We start from the raw sequence: 18,816 nt of genomic DNA on the forward strand, positions 1-18,816 counted from the left end.
ATTTTTTTAAAGTTTATGTATATAGGAGAAAAAAATTTTAAAGTTGTATCTGAATTTGAGCCTGCAGGAGACCAGCCAAAAGCAATTCAAGAAATTGTCAAAGGATTTACTGAAGAAGGATATAGTAGAATAACATTACTAGGTGTTACTGGAAGTGGTAAAACTTTTACTATGGCACATGTTATTGAAAAACTTGGATTACCTACTCTTGTTATATCACATAATAAAACACTATCAGCACAACTTTACAGAGAATTCAAACAGTTTTTCCCAAACAACGCAGTTGAATACTTCGTTTCATACTATGACTATTATCAACCTGAAGCATATATACCACAAAATGATACGTACATAGAAAAACAAGCAACTATAAACGATGAAATAGATAGATTAAGGATATCAGCAACAGCAAGCCTTTTAAGTAGAAAGGACGTTATAGTAGTAGCAAGTGTTTCCTGCATATACGGAATAGGTGCTCCTACAGAATTTAGAGAATTTGTCCTTCTTTTAAAAGTAGGTGATGTAATAGATATCAGAGAACTATCTTACAAACTAGCAGAGATGCAATACGAAAGAAGTGACTATAGCTTCACAAGGTCTACATTTAGAATCACAGGTGATAGAGTAGATATACACCCTGCATATTCAAGAGACTACTTGAGAATTGAGTTTTTTGATGACGAAATAGTATCAATAAAAAGATATGACTCTCTTAATAACTCATTTGTAGAAAAGCACGACGCCGTAGTAATATATCCCGCAAAATTATTTGTATCTTCAAGAAGTACAATCGAGAGAACAGTTGAAGAAGTATACAAAGAATTAGAAGAAAGGGTAAAAGAACTAAAAAAGCAAGGCAAGGAAATAGAGGCAAGAAGACTCCAAATAAGAACAAAGTATGATATGGACTTATTACTAGAAACTGGTTATTGCCCTGGAATAGAAAACTACTCAAGATATCTTTCTGGAAGAAAACCCGGAGAACGACCATATGTACTTTTGGACTATTTCCCTGAAAAATTCCTGACTATTATTGATGAATCTCACGTCACTATACCTCAGATAAGAGGTATGTACAACGGTGATAGATCTAGAAAAGAAACACTTGTAGAATTTGGTTTTAGACTACCTTCCGCATTAGACAATAGGCCGTTAAGGTTTGAAGAATTTGATAACTTACTTGACAAAGTACTATATGTATCAGCAACACCCGATGAGTATGAAATAAGCATATCACAAAAAATAGTAGAACAAATAGTAAGACCTACTGGTCTTCTTGATCCTGTAATCTACGTAAGACCAACTGAAAATCAAATAGAAGATATAATAAAAGAAGTAATGGAAAACACAAAAAGAAACGAAAGAACCATGATTGTAACACTAACAAAAAAAATGGCAGAAGACCTAACAAAATATTTAACTGAAAGGGGTGTAAAAACTATATACATTCACGATGAAGTTGAAGTAATCGAGAGAGTCGAAATATTAAGAGACTTGAGAAAAGGAGAGTATGATTGCATTGTAGGTATAAATCTGTTAAGAGAAGGTATAGACTTACCTGAAGTATCACTAGTATGTATTCTCGACGCAGATAAAACAGGATTTTTAAGATCAACCAAATCTTTGATACAGATAATGGGTAGAGCAGCAAGAAATGTAAACGGAAGAGTTATAATGTATGCCGATAAAATTTCACAAGCAATGGAAGAAGCCATAAAAGAAACAGAAAGAAGAAGAAAAATACAGATTGAATACAACCAAAAATACAATATCATCCCTAGAAGCATAAAAAAGGAAGTAGTTGACATAATAGAAAGAAAACACGAAAAAACTAAACCTCTATCAAAGAAGAAAGTAGTCGATATTATAGACGTTGTTGATGTTTTCGACTACATAGATGGAATAAAATCACAGTACACAAATAACACTAAAGAGATAATAAAAATATTGACAAATTATATGCTTGAACTAGCAGAAAAACTTGAATTTGAAAAAGCAAGTATCGTGAGAGATGAAATCAAAAAAATTGAACTACAAACATCAAATAAGCAATAACAAGCACACATCATTCTAAACATTATCGAAAGAACTTAATAACACAAAGGCAGTTACATATCTCAAATCTAACTCTACATAAACTCATTTGAATTCAATCTATACAATTTAACTTTGCCCATTAAAAGTTGTACAATTACAACAACCTAAGAATTCCAAGTTAAAGTATAAGCATAGCATCACCATAACTATAAAACCTAAACTTGTTTTGAACAGCATAATTATAAGATTTTAAAATTAAATCTTTCCCGGCAAAAGCAGATACTAAAAGTATCAGAGAAGACTTAGGTAAGTGGAAGTTAGTCACTAATGCATCAACAGCTCTAAACTCAAATCCTGGATATATAAATATATTAGTTATACCTTTATATCCTTCCATATTCTCTTTGATATCTCTGAATACTGTTTCAAGAGTTCTAACAACTGTAGTTCCAACAGCAAATACCCTGTTTCCTCTCTCTTTTGCCTTTATGATATCTTGGATCACTTCCTTACTTGCTTCCATGTATTCACCTCTAAGCCTAAACTCTTCCACTTTCTCAGTTCTAATAGGTTCAAAAGTTCCAAGACCAACATGTAAAGTTATATATCTTATTAATACTCCTTTCTGCTCTATCTTGCTTAGTAATTCTTCAGTAAAATGTAACCCTGCAGTAGGAGAAGCTATTGATCCATAAATAGATGAATAAACAGTTTGATAAAATAACTCATCTTCTTTTGTAGCAACAGGAAGCTTCAACTTTTGCCTTTTTTTCTCAATATAAGGTGGCAAGGGTATTTGCCCTATTTCTTCCAGATCATTAATACTGAAGTTTCTATTAGCTACAAAAACTCCTAATCCATCCTTGATACCTTTGAAAGTAAAAATAAAATCTTGAACCTCTAACTGCTCATCAATCTTAAGTCTTTTTAGATTTTTAACGAGTGCTATAAATTCATTGTTTCCAATAAAGTTTGTAATTAGCATTTCATACAGTTTACCCGTCTTTCTAGATTTTGCGAACACTTTCGCTTTAATTACCCTTGAATTATTCAATACCAAAACATCTCCTTTATTCAGATACTCAACAATATCCGAAAATACTCTCTCATGAAAAGTGGAAGTTTTCCTATCAACCACAAGTAATCTACATTTATCCCTTTGGGATATAGGTTCATGAGCAATTAGGTCTTCTGGTAAATAAAAATCAAACTCTTTTATATCCATAGCCGTAAATCTAAAGAGAATTTATATCAAAAGTTAAATTAACTCTCTTTATGCTTATAGTCTTTGATGTAACTAAATCAATATCAGAAACTATACCGTTTATTTGAAACTCTCCTTCAGTAGAAGGATTCAATCTCTCTGGTACCCCCACTACAATTCTTTTCGTCGACTCTTCTATTTTGCTTCCAATCACGGACTTCATAAAACCACACATTCCGATGTCTGTTATATATCCAGTACCGTTAGGTAGTATTTTTTCATCAGCAGTCTGGACGTGAGTATGCGTTCCAAATACCAAAGACACTTTACCATCCAAAAACCATCCCATAAGTATTTTTTCAGCCGTAGCCTCAGCATGAAAATCAACAACTACTATTGAGGTTAATTGTTTCAGATTTTTCAACTCTTCCTCAACAGAATAAAATGGAGAGACAAAAGGAGAATCCATCAACACACTCCCTATCAGATTAATAATTCCTACCTTAAAACCATTCTTCTGAATCAAAGTACTACCCTTCCCTGGTAGAGATGGATGATAATTCAAAGGCCTAAGCACTCTATCTGTCTTGTCTATGAAAGAGAAGATTTCCTTTCTATTCCATACATGGTTACCAGTTGTAATAACATCAACCCCAGCATCTAATAGTATTTTATACTCTTTTTCTGTCATTCCAACTCCATTTTGACTCGCATTTTCACCATTAACAATAATAATATCTGGATGTAAAGTATCACTAAATATCTTAATGAACTTAGAAAGTATCTCAACAGCTTTTGTGCCAACAACATCACCAAAAGCAAGTATTCTAATATTTTTCATTTCCAAATTCCTCTTTTGACTTCTTACCTTTCATTCGTTGTAACTGGAATATAACCTCTCTGTCCCTATCTTCAAGAGAATCAATAATAAACTTTATATCTTCCTGCAGTTCAGGTATTATTACATTATCAAGAGCATTTACTCTTCTTTGAGTTTTCTTCAGATCTTTTATTAAGTTCCACAAGACCGTCTCTTTCTCAGATAATTCTACCATCTTCCTGAGAAACACTTCAAACTTGTTTTTGAGTGATTCAAGCCTGTAAGAAGATAGAAAAACAGAATTATTTATAGCATTGTTCATTTGTATATTCATAGATTTAACAACAGGCACAACAACACCTATTATATTCTTAGGAAGTATATCAAATTCAACTTCTCTAACATTAGCACATTTCAACTCATTGTAAATAAACTCATCCCCCATTATAGATTTTATGTGAATAAATTCGTTGTAAATCTCTTTAGTCAAATTATCAAACTCTTCTCTTATCTTCTTCACTTCCTTTATGACAGACAAGATATTAGTTATCAAAACTTCCTTCTTCTCATCAAGAAGATTCCTACCATCTTTCGCAAGTTTAAGAAATTCTTTTGTATTTATGAGATTAAGTTTGGTAGGAACTACTCTTGGCATTACATCACCTTCTACTGATTATATATATGGTACAAACTTCTTTTCAAATACATTCATGTAATAAATCACAAAATTCTTAGAATTCATAAAAAGTGAGTTAAGATATAATATATACTTTTAGCACAACCTTATGCATTTTCTAGTAGTTAGCAAAGTATTCCGATTATAATTGCTGCTATGCAAAAAGGTATTATTTTCTCAATTCTACTCTATATCTTTATTATTATGCTCGTAGTAATAATCATACCCCTATTTTCCCAAATAACATACAACACATTTGGCTCAAAGAAAAACATCTACGAAATACATCATGAAACACAAACAAACCCGGAACCAGACATAAGTGAATACCCTATTTTTGAGGAGTTTGAAAAAAAAGATGATATCTACTTGCCAAATTTAGAAAAACCTATAATAGTCTTAGTTATAGATGATTTTGGCTATTCAATCGAAGAATATATTATATCAGCGATAAAAGACTTACCAATTACTGTCGCAATAATTCCATTTCTTGCTCATTCAAAACATATCTATAACATAGCAAAGGAATACAAAAGAGAAATTATAGTTCATTTGCCAATGGAAGCTTATGGAAACAAAAGAAATGAAACTAATTATGTTAAAGTCGGTATGTCAAAAAACGAAATATACAACATACTAGAAGATTCATTTGAAAATATACCAGGTGTTGGACTGAATAACCACATGGGATCAAAAGCAACAGAAGATAGTGAAATAATGGATACCATATTATCTTTTGCTAGCAGTAAAAACTTACTTTTCTTAGACTCTCTAACATCTCCCAAAAGTGTAGGTTACAAAAAAGCAAAAGAATATAACATGGCACCATTAAAAAGAGATGTATTCTTGGATAATACAGATTCAAAGTACTACATCCTTGAACAACTAAAAACAGTAGAAAAAATTGCAAACGAGAAGGGATTTTGCATTGCAATAGGTCATGCTAGAAAAACCACCTTTGAAGTCTTGAAAAATTGGTATATCCAAAAATCAAACTATTACGAATTTAGCAAATTAAAAGACCTTTATTCTATTTTCATGAAAAACATGTAATAAAGGAAAATAATCTTATACAGATTTAACTCTTAGTACTGCAAGTATTTATACCCAAAAGAGCATACAACCCACAAAAACCGGTTATAGCAGTCACTCCCAAAACAGCACCAGCAGCTATAAGTACTACTTGCAACACACCTGTTGAAAATATACCACCTATTACTAAACCAACTGCAATAACAGCTCTCACTATCCTATCAGCAGGACCTTCGTTAACCTTAAATTTCATACAAATCCTCCAAAAGCTTTTAGTTAAAAAATAACACATACCTTTAAATAAATCAAGTGTTTACAACTAAAGATAACATAATGTTATTACTTTGTTGAGAATAAAGATACTAACAATGGAAGCAAGCTTCGGAATTAAATTCGTCTAGCAATCTAAACTGCAAGTCATATTTCTCATAACACCATACTTTATCTAAAACAGTAACACTTTAGATTTTTCTAACTACCCAGATAGAGTTTGATAAGAAGCAATTAAGAATTATAAAATTCAAAACAATGAAACACTTATTAGGTATAAAAGATTTGTCCGAAAAAGAAATAATGTCAATACTTGAGCTTGGGGAGTTCTATAGAGATAAACTCATAAATGACAGAGATAGCATAGAGCAAAAACTCATAGAAAAAGTCATAGTGAACTTATTTTTTGAGCCTTCAACAAGAACCAGAATGAGTTTTGAAATAGCATCTAGTTTATTAGGAGCAAAAGTTATAAATTTTTCTGAAAACATAAGCTCTATACAGAAAGGAGAAAGCAGGCTAGACACCCTAAAAACCATAGAAGCCATGAAAGTTGATGCTGTAGTTGTCAGATCAAACATATCAGGATTACCTTATCTTCTAGCCAGAGACATAAAGGATGTTAGTATAATAAACGCAGGCGATGGTTCCCATGAACACCCTTCTCAAGCACTTCTAGACGCATTGACGCTAAAACTAAGATTTAAGGATATAAGAAAAGTAAAAATGTCAATAATAGGTGATATTCTCTTCAGCAGGGTTGCTAGATCGAATATCATACTCATGAAAAAAATAGGAAATCCAAATATAATGGTATACGGTCCCACAACACTCATACCTAAAGAAATAGAATCTCTAGGAGTAAGAGTAGCAAGAAACTTTAAGGAAGCGGTAGAATTCGCAGACGTAGTTATGTTACTACGAATACAAACCGAAAGACAAAATTCAGCTTATGTGCCATCAACTAGAGAGTACAAAAAGTTTTGGGGACTCACAGAAGATAAACTTAACAATTTCAAGAAAGAAATACTAATAATGCACCCTGGCCCAGTAAATAGAGAAGTAGAATTATCATCTGACGTAATATATTGCGAAAATTCACTAATACTCAACCAAGTTACAAGCGGCGTAGCAGTAAGAATGAGTATTTTATCTCATATTTTCAACTCAAGAAATAGAGACTGAAAAATACCCAATCCATCTCTAAAAGATACTCCATAACCTATATTAACTACTTGGTACATAGCAGAAACATCAAAAAAAGGATTTATACTCTTAAGAGTTCCATAATACAACCCACTAGTTATACTCAAGCTAAAACCACTATGCTCAAAAACTCTTGTAAAAATAAAGAAGAATAAATCTTGACAAACATAATTCAATTTGTAACCTATCCCAACATCAGTAAATCCGTATCTACAAGAAATAATACCATCAAGTTCAATAACAAAACTTCTAATTTCCACCTTATTAAACAAACGAATCAAAGAATTGTCAAATATAATACCCAAACTTCCACCTACGTACAACTCAGAAAAATAGTAATAGTACTCATATTCACTGAAAATTGATATATAATACCTAAAATTCTTAGTAATTTCATTAAGGTAGCAAGCTTCAAAATCCCAACCATTTATATAAAAACTAGCATCTACAGACTTTTGGTCATTAACTATCAAAAATTCACCTAACTGTCTGTAAGAAAAATTAAACCCAAACCTATCATAGAATATAGATGTCTCAAATATCTCATCACCAAGAAATCCACTTGAGTAAGAAAAAGTGTACACACTGTTTTTGTAATCAAAGATATATTTTCTTACATCATTCACCAAAGCAAACACTTGACTTGATAAAATTACTATAATCAAAGCAAAAATATATTTCATTCCTATAACAAATTATGTAAATACAACTACACTAGTTACCAGCACAAACTTTTGATCATTTCAAGATTAAGATTTTACAAGTTTACTATCTAACGGTTTCTACTATTCTAGTCTCTCTTATGAGAGTAACTTTTATCTGACCTGGGAATGATATTTCTTCGTATATTTTTTTAGCTATTTCCTTAGCCATTAACTTTGCTTCTTCATCTGAAACCTTTTGGCTATCAACAAATACTCTTAGTTCCCTACCTGCTTGTATAGCATAAGCCTTTTCGACATTAGGAAAGGAAATAGCTATTCTTTCCAAATTTTCTAATCTTTTTATGTAATTTTCAATACTTTCTTTCCTTGCACCAGGCCTAGCTGCAGATATTGCATCTGCTACTGTTACTATACTCGATTCAATATAGAGAGGTTCAACTTCACCATGATGAGATGCTATTGCATTCACCACTTTATCAGAATACCCCCATGACTTTGCTAAACTAGCACCAACCGCAGAATGGCTACCTTCCATACCATTACAAACCTTACCGATATCATGTAACAACCCTGCCTTCTTAACAGTACTTACAGAAAAACTATCAAGCCCCATTTCCTCAGCTAACCGAGCAGCAATAAGAGCAACTTCTACAGAGTGAGACAAAATGTTTTGAGAGTAACTATGTTTAAACTTCATCTTACCTATATACTTATACTCTTCATTAGACATAGGTTGAATACCTAGCTCAATATAAGTTTGTTCTCCAATCTTGTATATTTCCTCTTCAAACTCCTTACTAACCCTATCAAACACTTCTTCTATCATAGTTGGATGTATTCTACCATCATCAACTAGTTTTACCATTGTTCTTCGTGCTATTTCTCTCCTTATAGGATCAAAACTAGATAATGCTATTACATTAGGAGTATCATCTATTATCACATCTACACCTGTTATCATCTCAAAAGCCCTAATATTTCTACCCTCTCTACCTATTATTCTACCTTTCATATCATCACTCGGAAGTTGAACTGTCGAAACTACAGTTTCATTTACAACATCTAAAGCCACTTTCTGTATTGAATCTATTATTATTTTCCTTGCTTTCTCTAGGGCTATCTGCTTATGCTCTTCCTCTATCTTCTTAACAAGCTCCATTGATGATATCTCTACATCTCTTCGTATGTTGTCCAACAAAAGATTTCTTGCTTCTTCTTGAGTCATACTTGCTATTTTTTCTAAATCTCTCTTTATAGATTCTTTGATAGAAAGAAGTTCGTTTTCCAAATCTCTTATTTCTTTTTCCTTTATTGATATTTCTTTTTCCTTCCTTTGAAGATAAACTTCTTTTCTTTCCAAAATTTCCTCTTTGCTAGCGAGACGTCTTTCGAACATTTGAAGATCTTTTCTTATATTCTTCAGATCTTTCTCAACATCATTCCTATATGTATTTATCTCTTCCTTAGCTGATGCAAGAAACTTGTTCTTTAGCTCTTCTGCTTCTTTGTATGCAAGCTTTATAAGATTTTCTTTCTCTTCTATAGCATTACTCAATATAGACTCTGCTTTTTCTTTAGCCCTAATTATTCTCAATCTATCTAGTGTCAAAAATATTCCTGAAGTTAGGGCAGCAGATAGTAATGCCACCAAAATCATTTCATACCACATAAGTATCTCCTATTTATGTTTATAGAACAAAAACTAAAACTACTGCTCTCGGAACAAGAACAATGATAATCCGCTTTCTATTTTAGGATAGAAATCCGTTGATTTTTGAGGCATAACAAGCCCTCCTTCAGATACTTTTATAACCTCATCTATACTAACAGGATTCAATACAAATATAATATCTCTTATCCCCTTCTTAACTAACTGTATTCCTTCTTTCTCACTTCGTATATAGTCAACATAAGCTCTTGAAAGTATTTGTTCTTCGCTAAGTCCTAAAACTTCCTTTAAAACTATTTCAGTAAGGATAGATACATCAAGTGAAGCAACTTCTTTTCCGAGAGTCTTAGATAGGTTTTGAATAATACCGTTTTTCAGTTCTTCCTTTAGTGTTATTAGATATATCTTACTCGGTTCATACATAGAATAAATACCAAAACAAGTTAATCCTTTTTGTTTTCTATCATTCATAACTATGTTAAGCTTATTCACGTCTGCATCAATAGATTGATCTGAATAATTCATAACACCTATCTTAAAATAATTACTAAGTTTAGTCAAAAAAGTTTCCTGTGAAAATGATTCTACTTTAACAAGTCTATGAGTTGGAAGTATTACTAAATCTTTAGAGTACATATTAAAAAAGGTACCCAAAACATAAGAAAAAGGATCGTCATCAGTACCATTTCTTTCTTTGGAGTAATTAAGAGTAGTTTCATATCTATGATGCCCATCGGCTATGTATATGCGAGATTTAGATATAGTATCAAGTATAAAGCTTTCGAGTTGCTTATTAGACAACTTCCAAAGTGTATGCTTGACCCCATTTTCATCAACTACACTTTTAGCAGTATAATCGAATTCCATATCGTATATCTTGCTATTAACAAGGTTTTCCTTATCTGCATAAAGGAAAAATAAAGATTCAAGCTGACCTTCTACTGCTTCCATAAGTTTCTTTCTATCTTCCTTCGGTCCACCAAAAGTTTTCTCGTGTCTGAATACCCCATTACCATAATCCTCAACTTTCAACAGCGCAACAATACCTCTTCTCTTATAGTTAACAGCTCTAATCGTGAATTTCTGTTCGTATATGAATATTCCAGAATCTTTATCCGTTATTAGTATATCTTTAAGAAGCCAGCTAAGCAATTTTTTCTTTGCGTTTGAATACTTTTCATCTCCTTCGCCCTCAGGAAGAGTTAGATGAACTATGTTATAAGGACTTTTGGAAGCATATTTCTCCCTCTGCTCTGGTGAAATAACATCGTAAGGTGGTGCTACTACTAAATTTAGATCACCTATGAGATTAGTGTTATATACTGTAGCTTTAAATGGTCTAAGTAGAGGCATATTATAGTATCTCCTTATAAACTACTTTATATTATATCGTTCTGATATAGATTTTAAAGTATTGTTTATTTCCTTAGCAATATCAAGGAGAAAGTCATTTTTCCTTAGTCTTATTTCGTGAGTTATTGGAAGTTTACCATCTGCTATCTCTCTCAGTTCCCTCTTTATTCTATGTACAGGCCCCGCTATCCTATGAGAGAAAAATAATCCAAATACAATGATAAGCAGAACTTGAAGTAAACTCAAAGCAAGTATAGGTCTCCAATATAGATCCAACAAATTATATGCTTTCTTGCCATAGGTTCTAGTCTCATAATATAAAGTATCACTATAGCTTTTTACACTTGATACTACACTCTTTATCCTTGAAACACTAGAAGACAAAGAAGATACTATAGTGTCATCTTGCATTCCCTGAGAGTATAAGCTTGATATAATCCCCTCAACATTAGGTATAAACTCAGGAATAGACCTAACAACCTCATACGACCTTATTACCAAATTCTTATAATCATCAAACATCATCTTAAACTTTTTAGCACTCTCAATATCCTCACTCTTGACAAGCAAAGATGATAATTTAGAAATTGCTTCAGTACCTACATCAAATTCACACTCTTGAATACCTCTTTCTATATCAATTCTATACCTACTTACTTGTATTTTAGCTCCTTCCATATCAACCCCAAGGGCAGATGGATTAACATTACCATCCTTTATAGACTCATTAATTTTAAAGAAAAATCCACCTTCATATGATAAACTAACTTCTTTGATTAACTGCTTTCTCATCTCAATCGCCTTGAGAATATTATTCTCAGCTTCCCTTAAGTCATAAACATACTTATCAATTTTTCTTACAATATCATTAATAGTTTCAGGAGGTATAGATAACTTAGATAAATTATTCTTTATTTTTGTGCTTTCTACAGATAAATCAGTTGTTTTGTAAAAATCTCTAACCAGCTCTTCAAATAAAACACCTTTTGAAAACTTCTGACTATCTATGTATAAGAAAAAACCTAAAGAAAACAGAGCACTTATTAAAACAAGTATCACAAAATTTAGGATAAACTTTGTCTGGAATGGCTTATCAACAAAATACTTAAATCTCTTTTTCTTACCTTGACTCATAGGAACACCTCCGAATTCTCTAATACCCTTATTCTAAAACATATACACCTATTATTCAACAAAATAGTATCCTAAAAAGTTAGAAAGATAATTGAAATTGTTGAATCTCAAATAACTTTTCTAAAGAGATAAAGTATCTTCAAACACGATTAATGTTAAACAATAACTTCTAACAATTCATGCGTATTCTTAACACTTTCAACCGATTTACTGAGCATTTCTCTTTCCTTTTGAGACAAAGGTATTTCGATTATCTCTTCAATTCCATTCGAACCTATCTTTGCGGGCAAACCAAAAAAAATTCCTTCTATTCCATACTCTCCTTTACAAAAAACCGAAACAGGCAAAACTTCTTTCTTATCAAAAATTATGCTCTCGATCATTCTTACAACAGCCATACCTGGTGCATAGTAAGCAGAACCAGTTTTAAGCAACCTAACTATCTCTGCTCCTCCATGCTGAGTTTTCTGCACTATCTCATCAATCTCTTCACTACTAATAATATCTGTTATTGGCTTACCCGATATAGTAGTTGACGATATTACAGGCACCATTTCATCACCATGTCCTCCCAAAACTATACAGTTTATACTGTTATATGAATAACCTGTTTTCTCCTTTATGTAATACTTAAATCTAGCTGTATCAAGAATACCCCCCATTCCAAATACTCTACTTCTATCAAAACCAGAAACTTTATATGCCAGATAAGAAAGTGTATCAACAGGATTTGTAACTACTATTATGTAAGTGTTAGGAGAAAACGATATCAAATTCTCTACTACCTCTTTTACTATTTTAGCATTTGTCTCAATTAGCTCTTCTCTGCTCATTCCTGGTTTCCTAGCAATACCAGCCGTAATCACACAAATGTCACTACACGAGGTTAATGAATAATCACTACCACCAACTACTGTAGCATCAGAACCTAATATAGCACATTGCTGATTCATATCAATAGATTTACCTTTAGCAAGCTCACCATCAATGTCAATTAATACAACATCTGCATAACCTCTCTGTACTAAAGTATTAGCAACCACACCCCCAACATTACCAGCACCAACTACCGTTATCTTTTTCATAAACTAATTTTCTTTGAAAAAATCTCAATCTATCAATTTGGAATAATGCTTTAGCCTACCAAACTAGAAAAATTCATTTAATACTTCTCAAGAAATACTTGCTAACTTCTTAACCATTCACTTATCCAAATGAACTCAATACTCTAAATATAGACAATAATCATCTTACTAACTAAACTACACAACAAAAATGCTCTTAAATTCCTTATAGAAATACTGATTTCATACCATAAGACATTCCCGGAGTACCACCCGTCTTACCATAGAAACAGCATATATTCAAAACATTACCAGAGCTTGTCATCGCACTTATAACAGTGTCATGGTATTATGAAAGTACAAGCAACATCATATTCACGATAGAAAGTATTAATCAGTACCAAGAAATGCTTTATCAACTACAAAATAGTCCGAGTCTGTGAAACTATGATTATCACTAACACCAACAGATTAAACCTCAAGTATCAAGTATATATTTACCATCATCAATACAATTCAGATTAGTAACTCAATCTCTGTCTGAATTTTTGCAAAAGCATTAATACTAACTCCAAAACAAACTTCCTTAAGTCCACTACTATTATTACTTGCCACTCCCTGTATACTTACTGTAGCATTAGTAAAAATGTGATTATTGGTTCGGAAACAATATGGATATAGTAGGTCCCTGAGCATAAATAAAAAACACTATAGCGTTTGCAACACTGTAATTATCCACAATATAATAAACTCGGACATAGTAGGTGCTATTACCAGAAGTTGATACATTCGCACTCCAATTGCTTATTCTCACTTAACATACTAAATGGAACTGAAGCATTTAAGTTAGTAATAACTCTTATCCAAGTATCTCTTATACCCCCATTATCATACAAGAAATCAGATATAATTACGTTATCTCAGGTGATATTTTCACTTTCATTAGATGTTATAATACTAACAGTAGGAGCACTACCATCCACTGTGAAACCTACTTTTAAAGTACTTGTATTACTAATAAAACGAATTGAAATCCCTCTAACAATGTGCTTTCAGCTTCTGTGAAATTCTTACTATCAACATTCTTACTATCAACTCTGACACACACTTCTTTTACACCACTTGATAGTTTCTTCCTTGAATCAACCTTAAGATCATAAGATTCACCTACAATTACTATGTTACTTGAGCTTAAAATTGAGTTACTCGTAAGGCTCTTTATATTAGGACATATATCAACAACATACCCCTCATACAGATTAAGCTAACTTGCTACCTACTTGAAAAGCAACTATAGTATAGAGAAGAGTCAACACCCTGCTCATCATAAATTCCTTACTCCTATAAAACTTTTAACAATTAGAAAAGAACAAAAGTAATAAAATTACTTATTTCCTTTCAACACTAATATGATATCATTTAGGTTACGGCTAAGTGCTTCAAGATTCCTTACAAGATTGCTAATATCTCCTCTGTTGTTTTTCAAATCTTCAGTAACTTTTGATATATCATATGTTATCCTATTAACATTTGATAAAGTTTGTTTTACATTCTCATCTTTCAAAATTTCGTTTAAAGTATCCATAAGAGAAGTTGTTTCTTTCATAAGTGAAGGTAATTCTTTTGCAAGTACACTATCAACTGAAGGTAAGGTACTACTATTTAATCTTGCTAGCACTATATTAAGATTATCAAGCACTCTATTAATACTGTTTAATATTCTTGGAATTTCACCATCCTTATCAACATAATCGAGAAGTAAAGAAGATATCAACGATATATCGTTGATTATCTTGTTTATGTCCTCATCCACAGAATATACACCTTTAAGCTTTGCAAGTACTTTACCTTCGTAAACATCGGTAGAATAAACCATCTCACCATCTTTTAAGGTTTCAGTACTTTCACTACCAGGTATTATCTCAAATCTTTTACTCCCTAAAATTTCAGATCTTATAATAAAAAGAGTATCAGTTTTAATCTTGTTAGTATATTCGGAATAGATATAGAAATCAACTCTAAATGTATCATCAGGTTGAATTGAAACTTCTGCTACTTTACCTATAACTATACCTTTATAGTATATCTTTTTCCCTGGCGATACATCTTGAACATTATTTAGTATAGTATAGTACCTTACATAAGGTCTAAACCATTCGTTTGCTCTGCCTAGAAAGAGTATTAACACAAAAAGCAAAAATAAAACGAGAATTATAGTAACTCCAACTAACTTTTCTATAAAACTAAACTTGTACATACAATACAAATTATAAACTATCTATCTATATCTGTAAAAATTATCTATAGTAAAACACATAAAAGCTCTCCAGAATAAATTTATCTCAAACTTCCCTAACTGTTTCTTAGTTTTAATCTTGATACCTTTTGTTTTAAATTGATAGAATATTTTAGTAGGAATGAAAAAAGTAATTCTCATCGTTGTAATATCGATTTCTGGCATAGCATTATTTCTCGCTGTATCTTACTTATCCTATCTAATCGAAATAAATAGCGTACAAGACGTCGTATCAAGATTTATAAAGGCTATTCAAACAAAAGATCTAACTTTACTCGAAGAGATATCTGGAGGGAGTATATTTGTAAACATATTCTCAGGGGATGAAAGTTTAAGAAACTACTATCTTGAAGAAATGAGAAAGAAATTCCCCCAAAACATTGAATTGATTTTTCTTAGAGTCTATAGAGCATCTGAATTCTCACCTGAGGAAAGAAGGAAATATGGTTCTATATCTTGGAAGGTCAATACAGTTGTCATAAGTAAGGAGAATCAGTATGTTTCAGGATACATATTCTATGTTTCAAAATACCAGGAAGAAGATCAAAACGCCAAAACAATATTCAAAGTAATAGGGATATCAAATGTAGGGGAGGTAAATTTTTAATTTATGGTTTGGTTTACTCTTACAATTCTTTTTTTAACAATAATCTTCTTAAGTTTCTATTACAATCTATGGTTTGTAGGTATAATATTTGTAATACTGAATGTATCTCTTTTGTGGACTTGGAAACTTGGGGCTGCTTGGGATCCAACACCCATGAGAGTAATAAACAAAGTATTAAATTACCTTGAACCTAAGCCTACAGATGTGATATATGACCTAGGATGTGGAGATGGTAGGTTCATAATAGAAGCTGTGAAGAAATATAACTGTAAAGCAGTAGGAATAGAAATTGATCCAATAAGGTATCTAATAACAAAAATCAGAGTAAAAAAACTAGGACTTAAAGATAAAATAAAGGTTGTCTGGGCAGATTTTTTCAAATATCCTATTAACGAGGCCACAATAGTTTTTTGCTTTCTAACCGAAGAAGCAAATAGAAAACTAGAAATAAAACTCTCAAAAGAACTTTCATATGGAACAATAATAGTATCATACATTTGGCGATTCTACGGTTTTCAACTACTAAACGTTATTGACAACGAGATATTTTTCTATATAGTCTAGCTTCTATCACATTCTCAATATTCAAAATTAATTAAATTCTGATACAAAACTTTTATTCTTACCTACGATATCTTTGAGATAATAGATTTAAGTTTTTGGAAATCTTCTCTTATGAGAGGCAATTTATTCATCTCATCTCTCAACACTGCAGCAGGATGAAAAGTAGGTAAAAATATAATACCATCAATATCAAATATCTCACCTCTAACTTTGGTTATTTTCTCTTCACCTAGAACTGCCTTGAGTGAAGTACTACCCAATATTAAAACAACTTTGGGTTTTATAATTTCAAACTGCCTTCGTAAATAACCTCTACAAGCCAAAACTTCATCCTGTGCTGGAATTCTATTATTAGGGGGCCTACATTTAACAACATTAGTTATATATACATTTGACCTCTTTATACCTATTTCCTCAAGTAACTTAGTCAAAAGTTGTCCTGCTCTACCAACAAATGGTTTACCTTGAATATCCTCTTCATACCCAGGAGCTTCTCCAATTATCATTAGTTTAGCATTATAATTCCCATCTCCTGGAACTGCTTTAGTTCTACCTTTATATAGGGGACATCTAGTACATCTAGTAACTTCTAATTCTAATTCCTTCATCATCTTTGTAATTTCTTCGCTAACATCATTCAAATGATCTTTCAGTCTCTTTTCAACCTTAATGTCTCCAGGCACTTCAGAATCTACATTAGAATATTCTTTATCTCTAAAAGCTTTGTATATACTCTTTTCAAACCTCTCCACTAATCTTGAATAAAAAGGTTCCCCATCAACCAAAGATCTTATATTTTCATACAACCTATCTAAATCTTCTTTCATACAACTCAATAAATTATCTCTAACTAACTTAAATTTTAGCAAATAATTCGTTACCAATTCAACGAAAAATTCACATTACGCTGATTTTCTGGAGGAAAGTACTATGTGTATCGTGACAACTATAAGTGCCAAAATCTCCACAATAACTACAAACAAAATTACGAAAACCTTATTAACTTCGTAAAGGTAACCAACTAAAGAGTTTCCAATACCAAAACCTACACCAAGTAATGTATTGAATATACCATAAAACTTCCCTCTATCTGAAATCGATACACTATCGCCTATATATGCCCTTATGATTGTTTCATAAGCAGACATAACCACACCCCAAATGCCAAGACCTATAAACAATAAAACAATATGATTAGAAAACCCAAATACTACTGTGAGTATTACCAAAACTGGAATAACTATCATCACTTTAATTCCAACTTTATCGTATAACAATCCTATAGGCATAGCAACCAAAGCATCTAATATCATAACAAAAGAGTAAATCAGAGGCACAAAATTATCTGATATTAATCCAACCTTAACCGAATGAAAACTTACTATAGGAAAGCCTACAAAACCCAAACTCGTAAATAGTATGAACCCTAAATACAAATAAACACTACTACTTTTATTATTCAATATATCATTTTTATCCTCAGAAATCTTAGAGTCTATTTTACTAGCAAAGTTTTTAGCAACAACTAATAATACCATTACCACCACAAAAGGTACAAAAAGTAATAAGAAACCAATTTTATACCCTAATCCTAATGTAAGTAATAGATAAAAAAGTAATGGACCTAAAACTGCTCCTATTTGATCTGTCATTTCGTGTATTCCAAACGATAATCCTTTACCTATCCCTCTAGAGTAAATTGATATCAAAGTATCCCTTGAAGGGGTTCTTACTGCTTTACCTATTCTTTCAAGTACTATCAAAATACCAGCTAAAACCCAATAATCTGCTATCGCCAATAGAGGTATAGATACAATAGTAAAGTAACCGAGAAAAACAAATGTCCAATACTTTCTACTTCTATCAACAAGAACTCCTGCCACTATTCTCAAAACATATCCCAAAAATTCACCAAATCCAAATATAATCCCAACAGCAAAAGCATTAGCTCCAAGATACCCTAAGTAAGGCCCCATTATCCCTCTAGCAGTTTCATAAACTACATCTGCAAATAAACTTACAAGTCCTAGCAAAACTACAAACTTAATTGATGCAATCTTACTCTCATCCCCAAATTTCGACATAGAGCTCTATTCTAAACAACCTAATGAGAAAAACTGAAATTAAAATACCTATTAGCCAGTTTAATAATACAAACCTTTATAAAAGTTCAACCTACACATAAGTAGATTGACTTACTAAAGTCAACATATTCTACT

Annotated in this window: 17 protein-coding genes; 5 read left to right on the forward strand and 12 right to left on the reverse strand. The window is 31.8% G+C overall.

What is annotated here, in order from left to right; translation table 11 throughout:
• Positions 1–15 precede the first annotated feature (15 nt).
• Positions 16–2,055 (forward strand): excinuclease ABC subunit UvrB, encoded by a 2,040-nt coding sequence (gene uvrB / locus N2712_02385; protein MCX8028822.1) that lies wholly within the window; start codon positions 16–18, stop codon positions 2,053–2,055.
• Positions 2,056–2,215: 160 nt separating this feature from the next.
• On the opposite strand, the gene queA is transcribed toward uvrB, so the two are convergent.
• Genes queA through N2712_02400 form a run of 3 tightly spaced genes read right to left on the reverse strand, consistent with a single transcriptional unit; the run spans position 2,216 to position 4,716 of the window.
• A complete protein-coding gene (gene queA / locus N2712_02390; protein ID MCX8028823.1) occupies positions 2,216–3,262 on the reverse strand; it encodes a tRNA preQ1(34) S-adenosylmethionine ribosyltransferase-isomerase QueA in 1,047 nt (348 codons plus the stop codon).
• Between the two features lie 10 nt (positions 3,263–3,272).
• Entirely contained in the window at positions 3,273–4,082 is an 810-nt protein-coding gene (locus N2712_02395; protein MCX8028824.1) for a TIGR00282 family metallophosphoesterase, read from the reverse strand.
• Entirely contained in the window at positions 4,069–4,716 is a 648-nt protein-coding gene (locus N2712_02400; protein ID MCX8028825.1) for a V-type ATP synthase subunit D, read from the reverse strand. The genes N2712_02395 and N2712_02400 overlap by 14 nt, the downstream gene beginning before the upstream one ends.
• A gap of 177 nt (positions 4,717–4,893) precedes the next feature.
• On the opposite strand from N2712_02400, the gene N2712_02405 reads away from it, so the two are divergent.
• Positions 4,894–5,790, forward strand: a complete 897-nt coding sequence (locus N2712_02405; protein MCX8028826.1) for a divergent polysaccharide deacetylase family protein — start codon at positions 4,894–4,896, stop codon at positions 5,788–5,790.
• A 25-nt stretch (positions 5,791–5,815) separates the two neighbouring features.
• Here N2712_02405 and N2712_02410 read toward each other — a convergent pair whose 3' ends face one another.
• The gene (locus N2712_02410) at positions 5,816–6,022 is read right to left on the reverse strand and encodes a DUF2892 domain-containing protein (GenBank protein MCX8028827.1); all 207 of its coding nucleotides are present in this window, start codon (positions 6,020–6,022) and stop codon (positions 5,816–5,818) included.
• 275 nt (positions 6,023–6,297) lie between these two features.
• On the opposite strand from N2712_02410, the gene N2712_02415 reads away from it, so the two are divergent.
• Positions 6,298–7,224, forward strand: a complete 927-nt coding sequence (locus tag N2712_02415; GenBank protein MCX8028828.1) for an aspartate carbamoyltransferase catalytic subunit — start codon at positions 6,298–6,300, stop codon at positions 7,222–7,224.
• Here N2712_02415 and N2712_02420 read toward each other — a convergent pair.
• The 6 genes from N2712_02420 to N2712_02445 form a co-directional block, all read right to left on the reverse strand.
• A complete protein-coding gene (locus N2712_02420; GenBank protein MCX8028829.1) occupies positions 7,194–7,928 on the reverse strand; it encodes a hypothetical protein in 735 nt (244 codons plus the stop codon). The two genes, N2712_02415 and N2712_02420, sit on opposite strands and share 31 nt — an antisense overlap.
• A gap of 85 nt (positions 7,929–8,013) precedes the next feature.
• Complete coding sequence (gene rny / locus N2712_02425; GenBank protein MCX8028830.1) at positions 8,014–9,579, reverse strand: ribonuclease Y; 1,566 nt, start codon at positions 9,577–9,579, stop codon at positions 8,014–8,016.
• 39 nt (positions 9,580–9,618) lie between these two features.
• Complete coding sequence (locus N2712_02430; protein ID MCX8028831.1) at positions 9,619–10,932, reverse strand: DUF1015 domain-containing protein; 1,314 nt, start codon at positions 10,930–10,932, stop codon at positions 9,619–9,621.
• A 21-nt stretch (positions 10,933–10,953) separates the two neighbouring features.
• The gene (locus N2712_02435; GenBank protein ID MCX8028832.1) at positions 10,954–12,066 is read right to left on the reverse strand and encodes a hypothetical protein; all 1,113 of its coding nucleotides are present in this window, start codon (positions 12,064–12,066) and stop codon (positions 10,954–10,956) included.
• Between the two features lie 155 nt (positions 12,067–12,221).
• Positions 12,222–13,151, reverse strand: coding sequence for a malate dehydrogenase (gene mdh, locus N2712_02440; protein ID MCX8028833.1), 930 nt, complete (start codon positions 13,149–13,151; stop codon positions 12,222–12,224).
• 1,363 nt (positions 13,152–14,514) lie between these two features.
• The gene (locus tag N2712_02445) at positions 14,515–15,387 is read right to left on the reverse strand and encodes an MlaD family protein (GenBank protein MCX8028834.1); all 873 of its coding nucleotides are present in this window, start codon (positions 15,385–15,387) and stop codon (positions 14,515–14,517) included.
• Positions 15,388–15,547: 160 nt separating this feature from the next.
• Here N2712_02445 and N2712_02450 point away from each other — a divergent pair, with 160 nt between their 5' ends.
• Together N2712_02450 and N2712_02455 are read left to right on the forward strand one after the other, a co-directional pair.
• Positions 15,548–16,033: a hypothetical protein gene (locus N2712_02450; protein MCX8028835.1), complete on the forward strand. Its 486-nt coding sequence runs from the start codon at positions 15,548–15,550 to the stop codon at positions 16,031–16,033.
• A 3-nt stretch (positions 16,034–16,036) separates the two neighbouring features.
• Complete coding sequence (locus N2712_02455; protein MCX8028836.1) at positions 16,037–16,597, forward strand: class I SAM-dependent methyltransferase; 561 nt, start codon at positions 16,037–16,039, stop codon at positions 16,595–16,597.
• 62 nt (positions 16,598–16,659) lie between these two features.
• Here the strand turns inward: N2712_02455 and N2712_02460 are convergent, their stop codons facing one another.
• Together N2712_02460 and N2712_02465 are read right to left on the reverse strand one after the other, a co-directional pair.
• Positions 16,660–17,424 carry a uracil-DNA glycosylase gene (locus tag N2712_02460; GenBank protein ID MCX8028837.1) on the reverse strand — a complete coding sequence of 255 codons (765 nt, stop codon included), beginning with the start codon at positions 17,422–17,424 and terminating at the stop codon, positions 16,660–16,662.
• 75 nt (positions 17,425–17,499) lie between these two features.
• The gene (locus N2712_02465) at positions 17,500–18,681 is read right to left on the reverse strand and encodes an MFS transporter (GenBank protein MCX8028838.1); all 1,182 of its coding nucleotides are present in this window, start codon (positions 18,679–18,681) and stop codon (positions 17,500–17,502) included.
• Positions 18,682–18,816 lie beyond the last annotated feature (135 nt).

The sequence above is a fragment of the Brevinematales bacterium genome (assembly GCA_026415355.1).
In the GTDB taxonomy this organism is placed as follows: domain Bacteria; phylum Spirochaetota; class Brevinematia; order DTOW01; family DTOW01; genus SKYB106.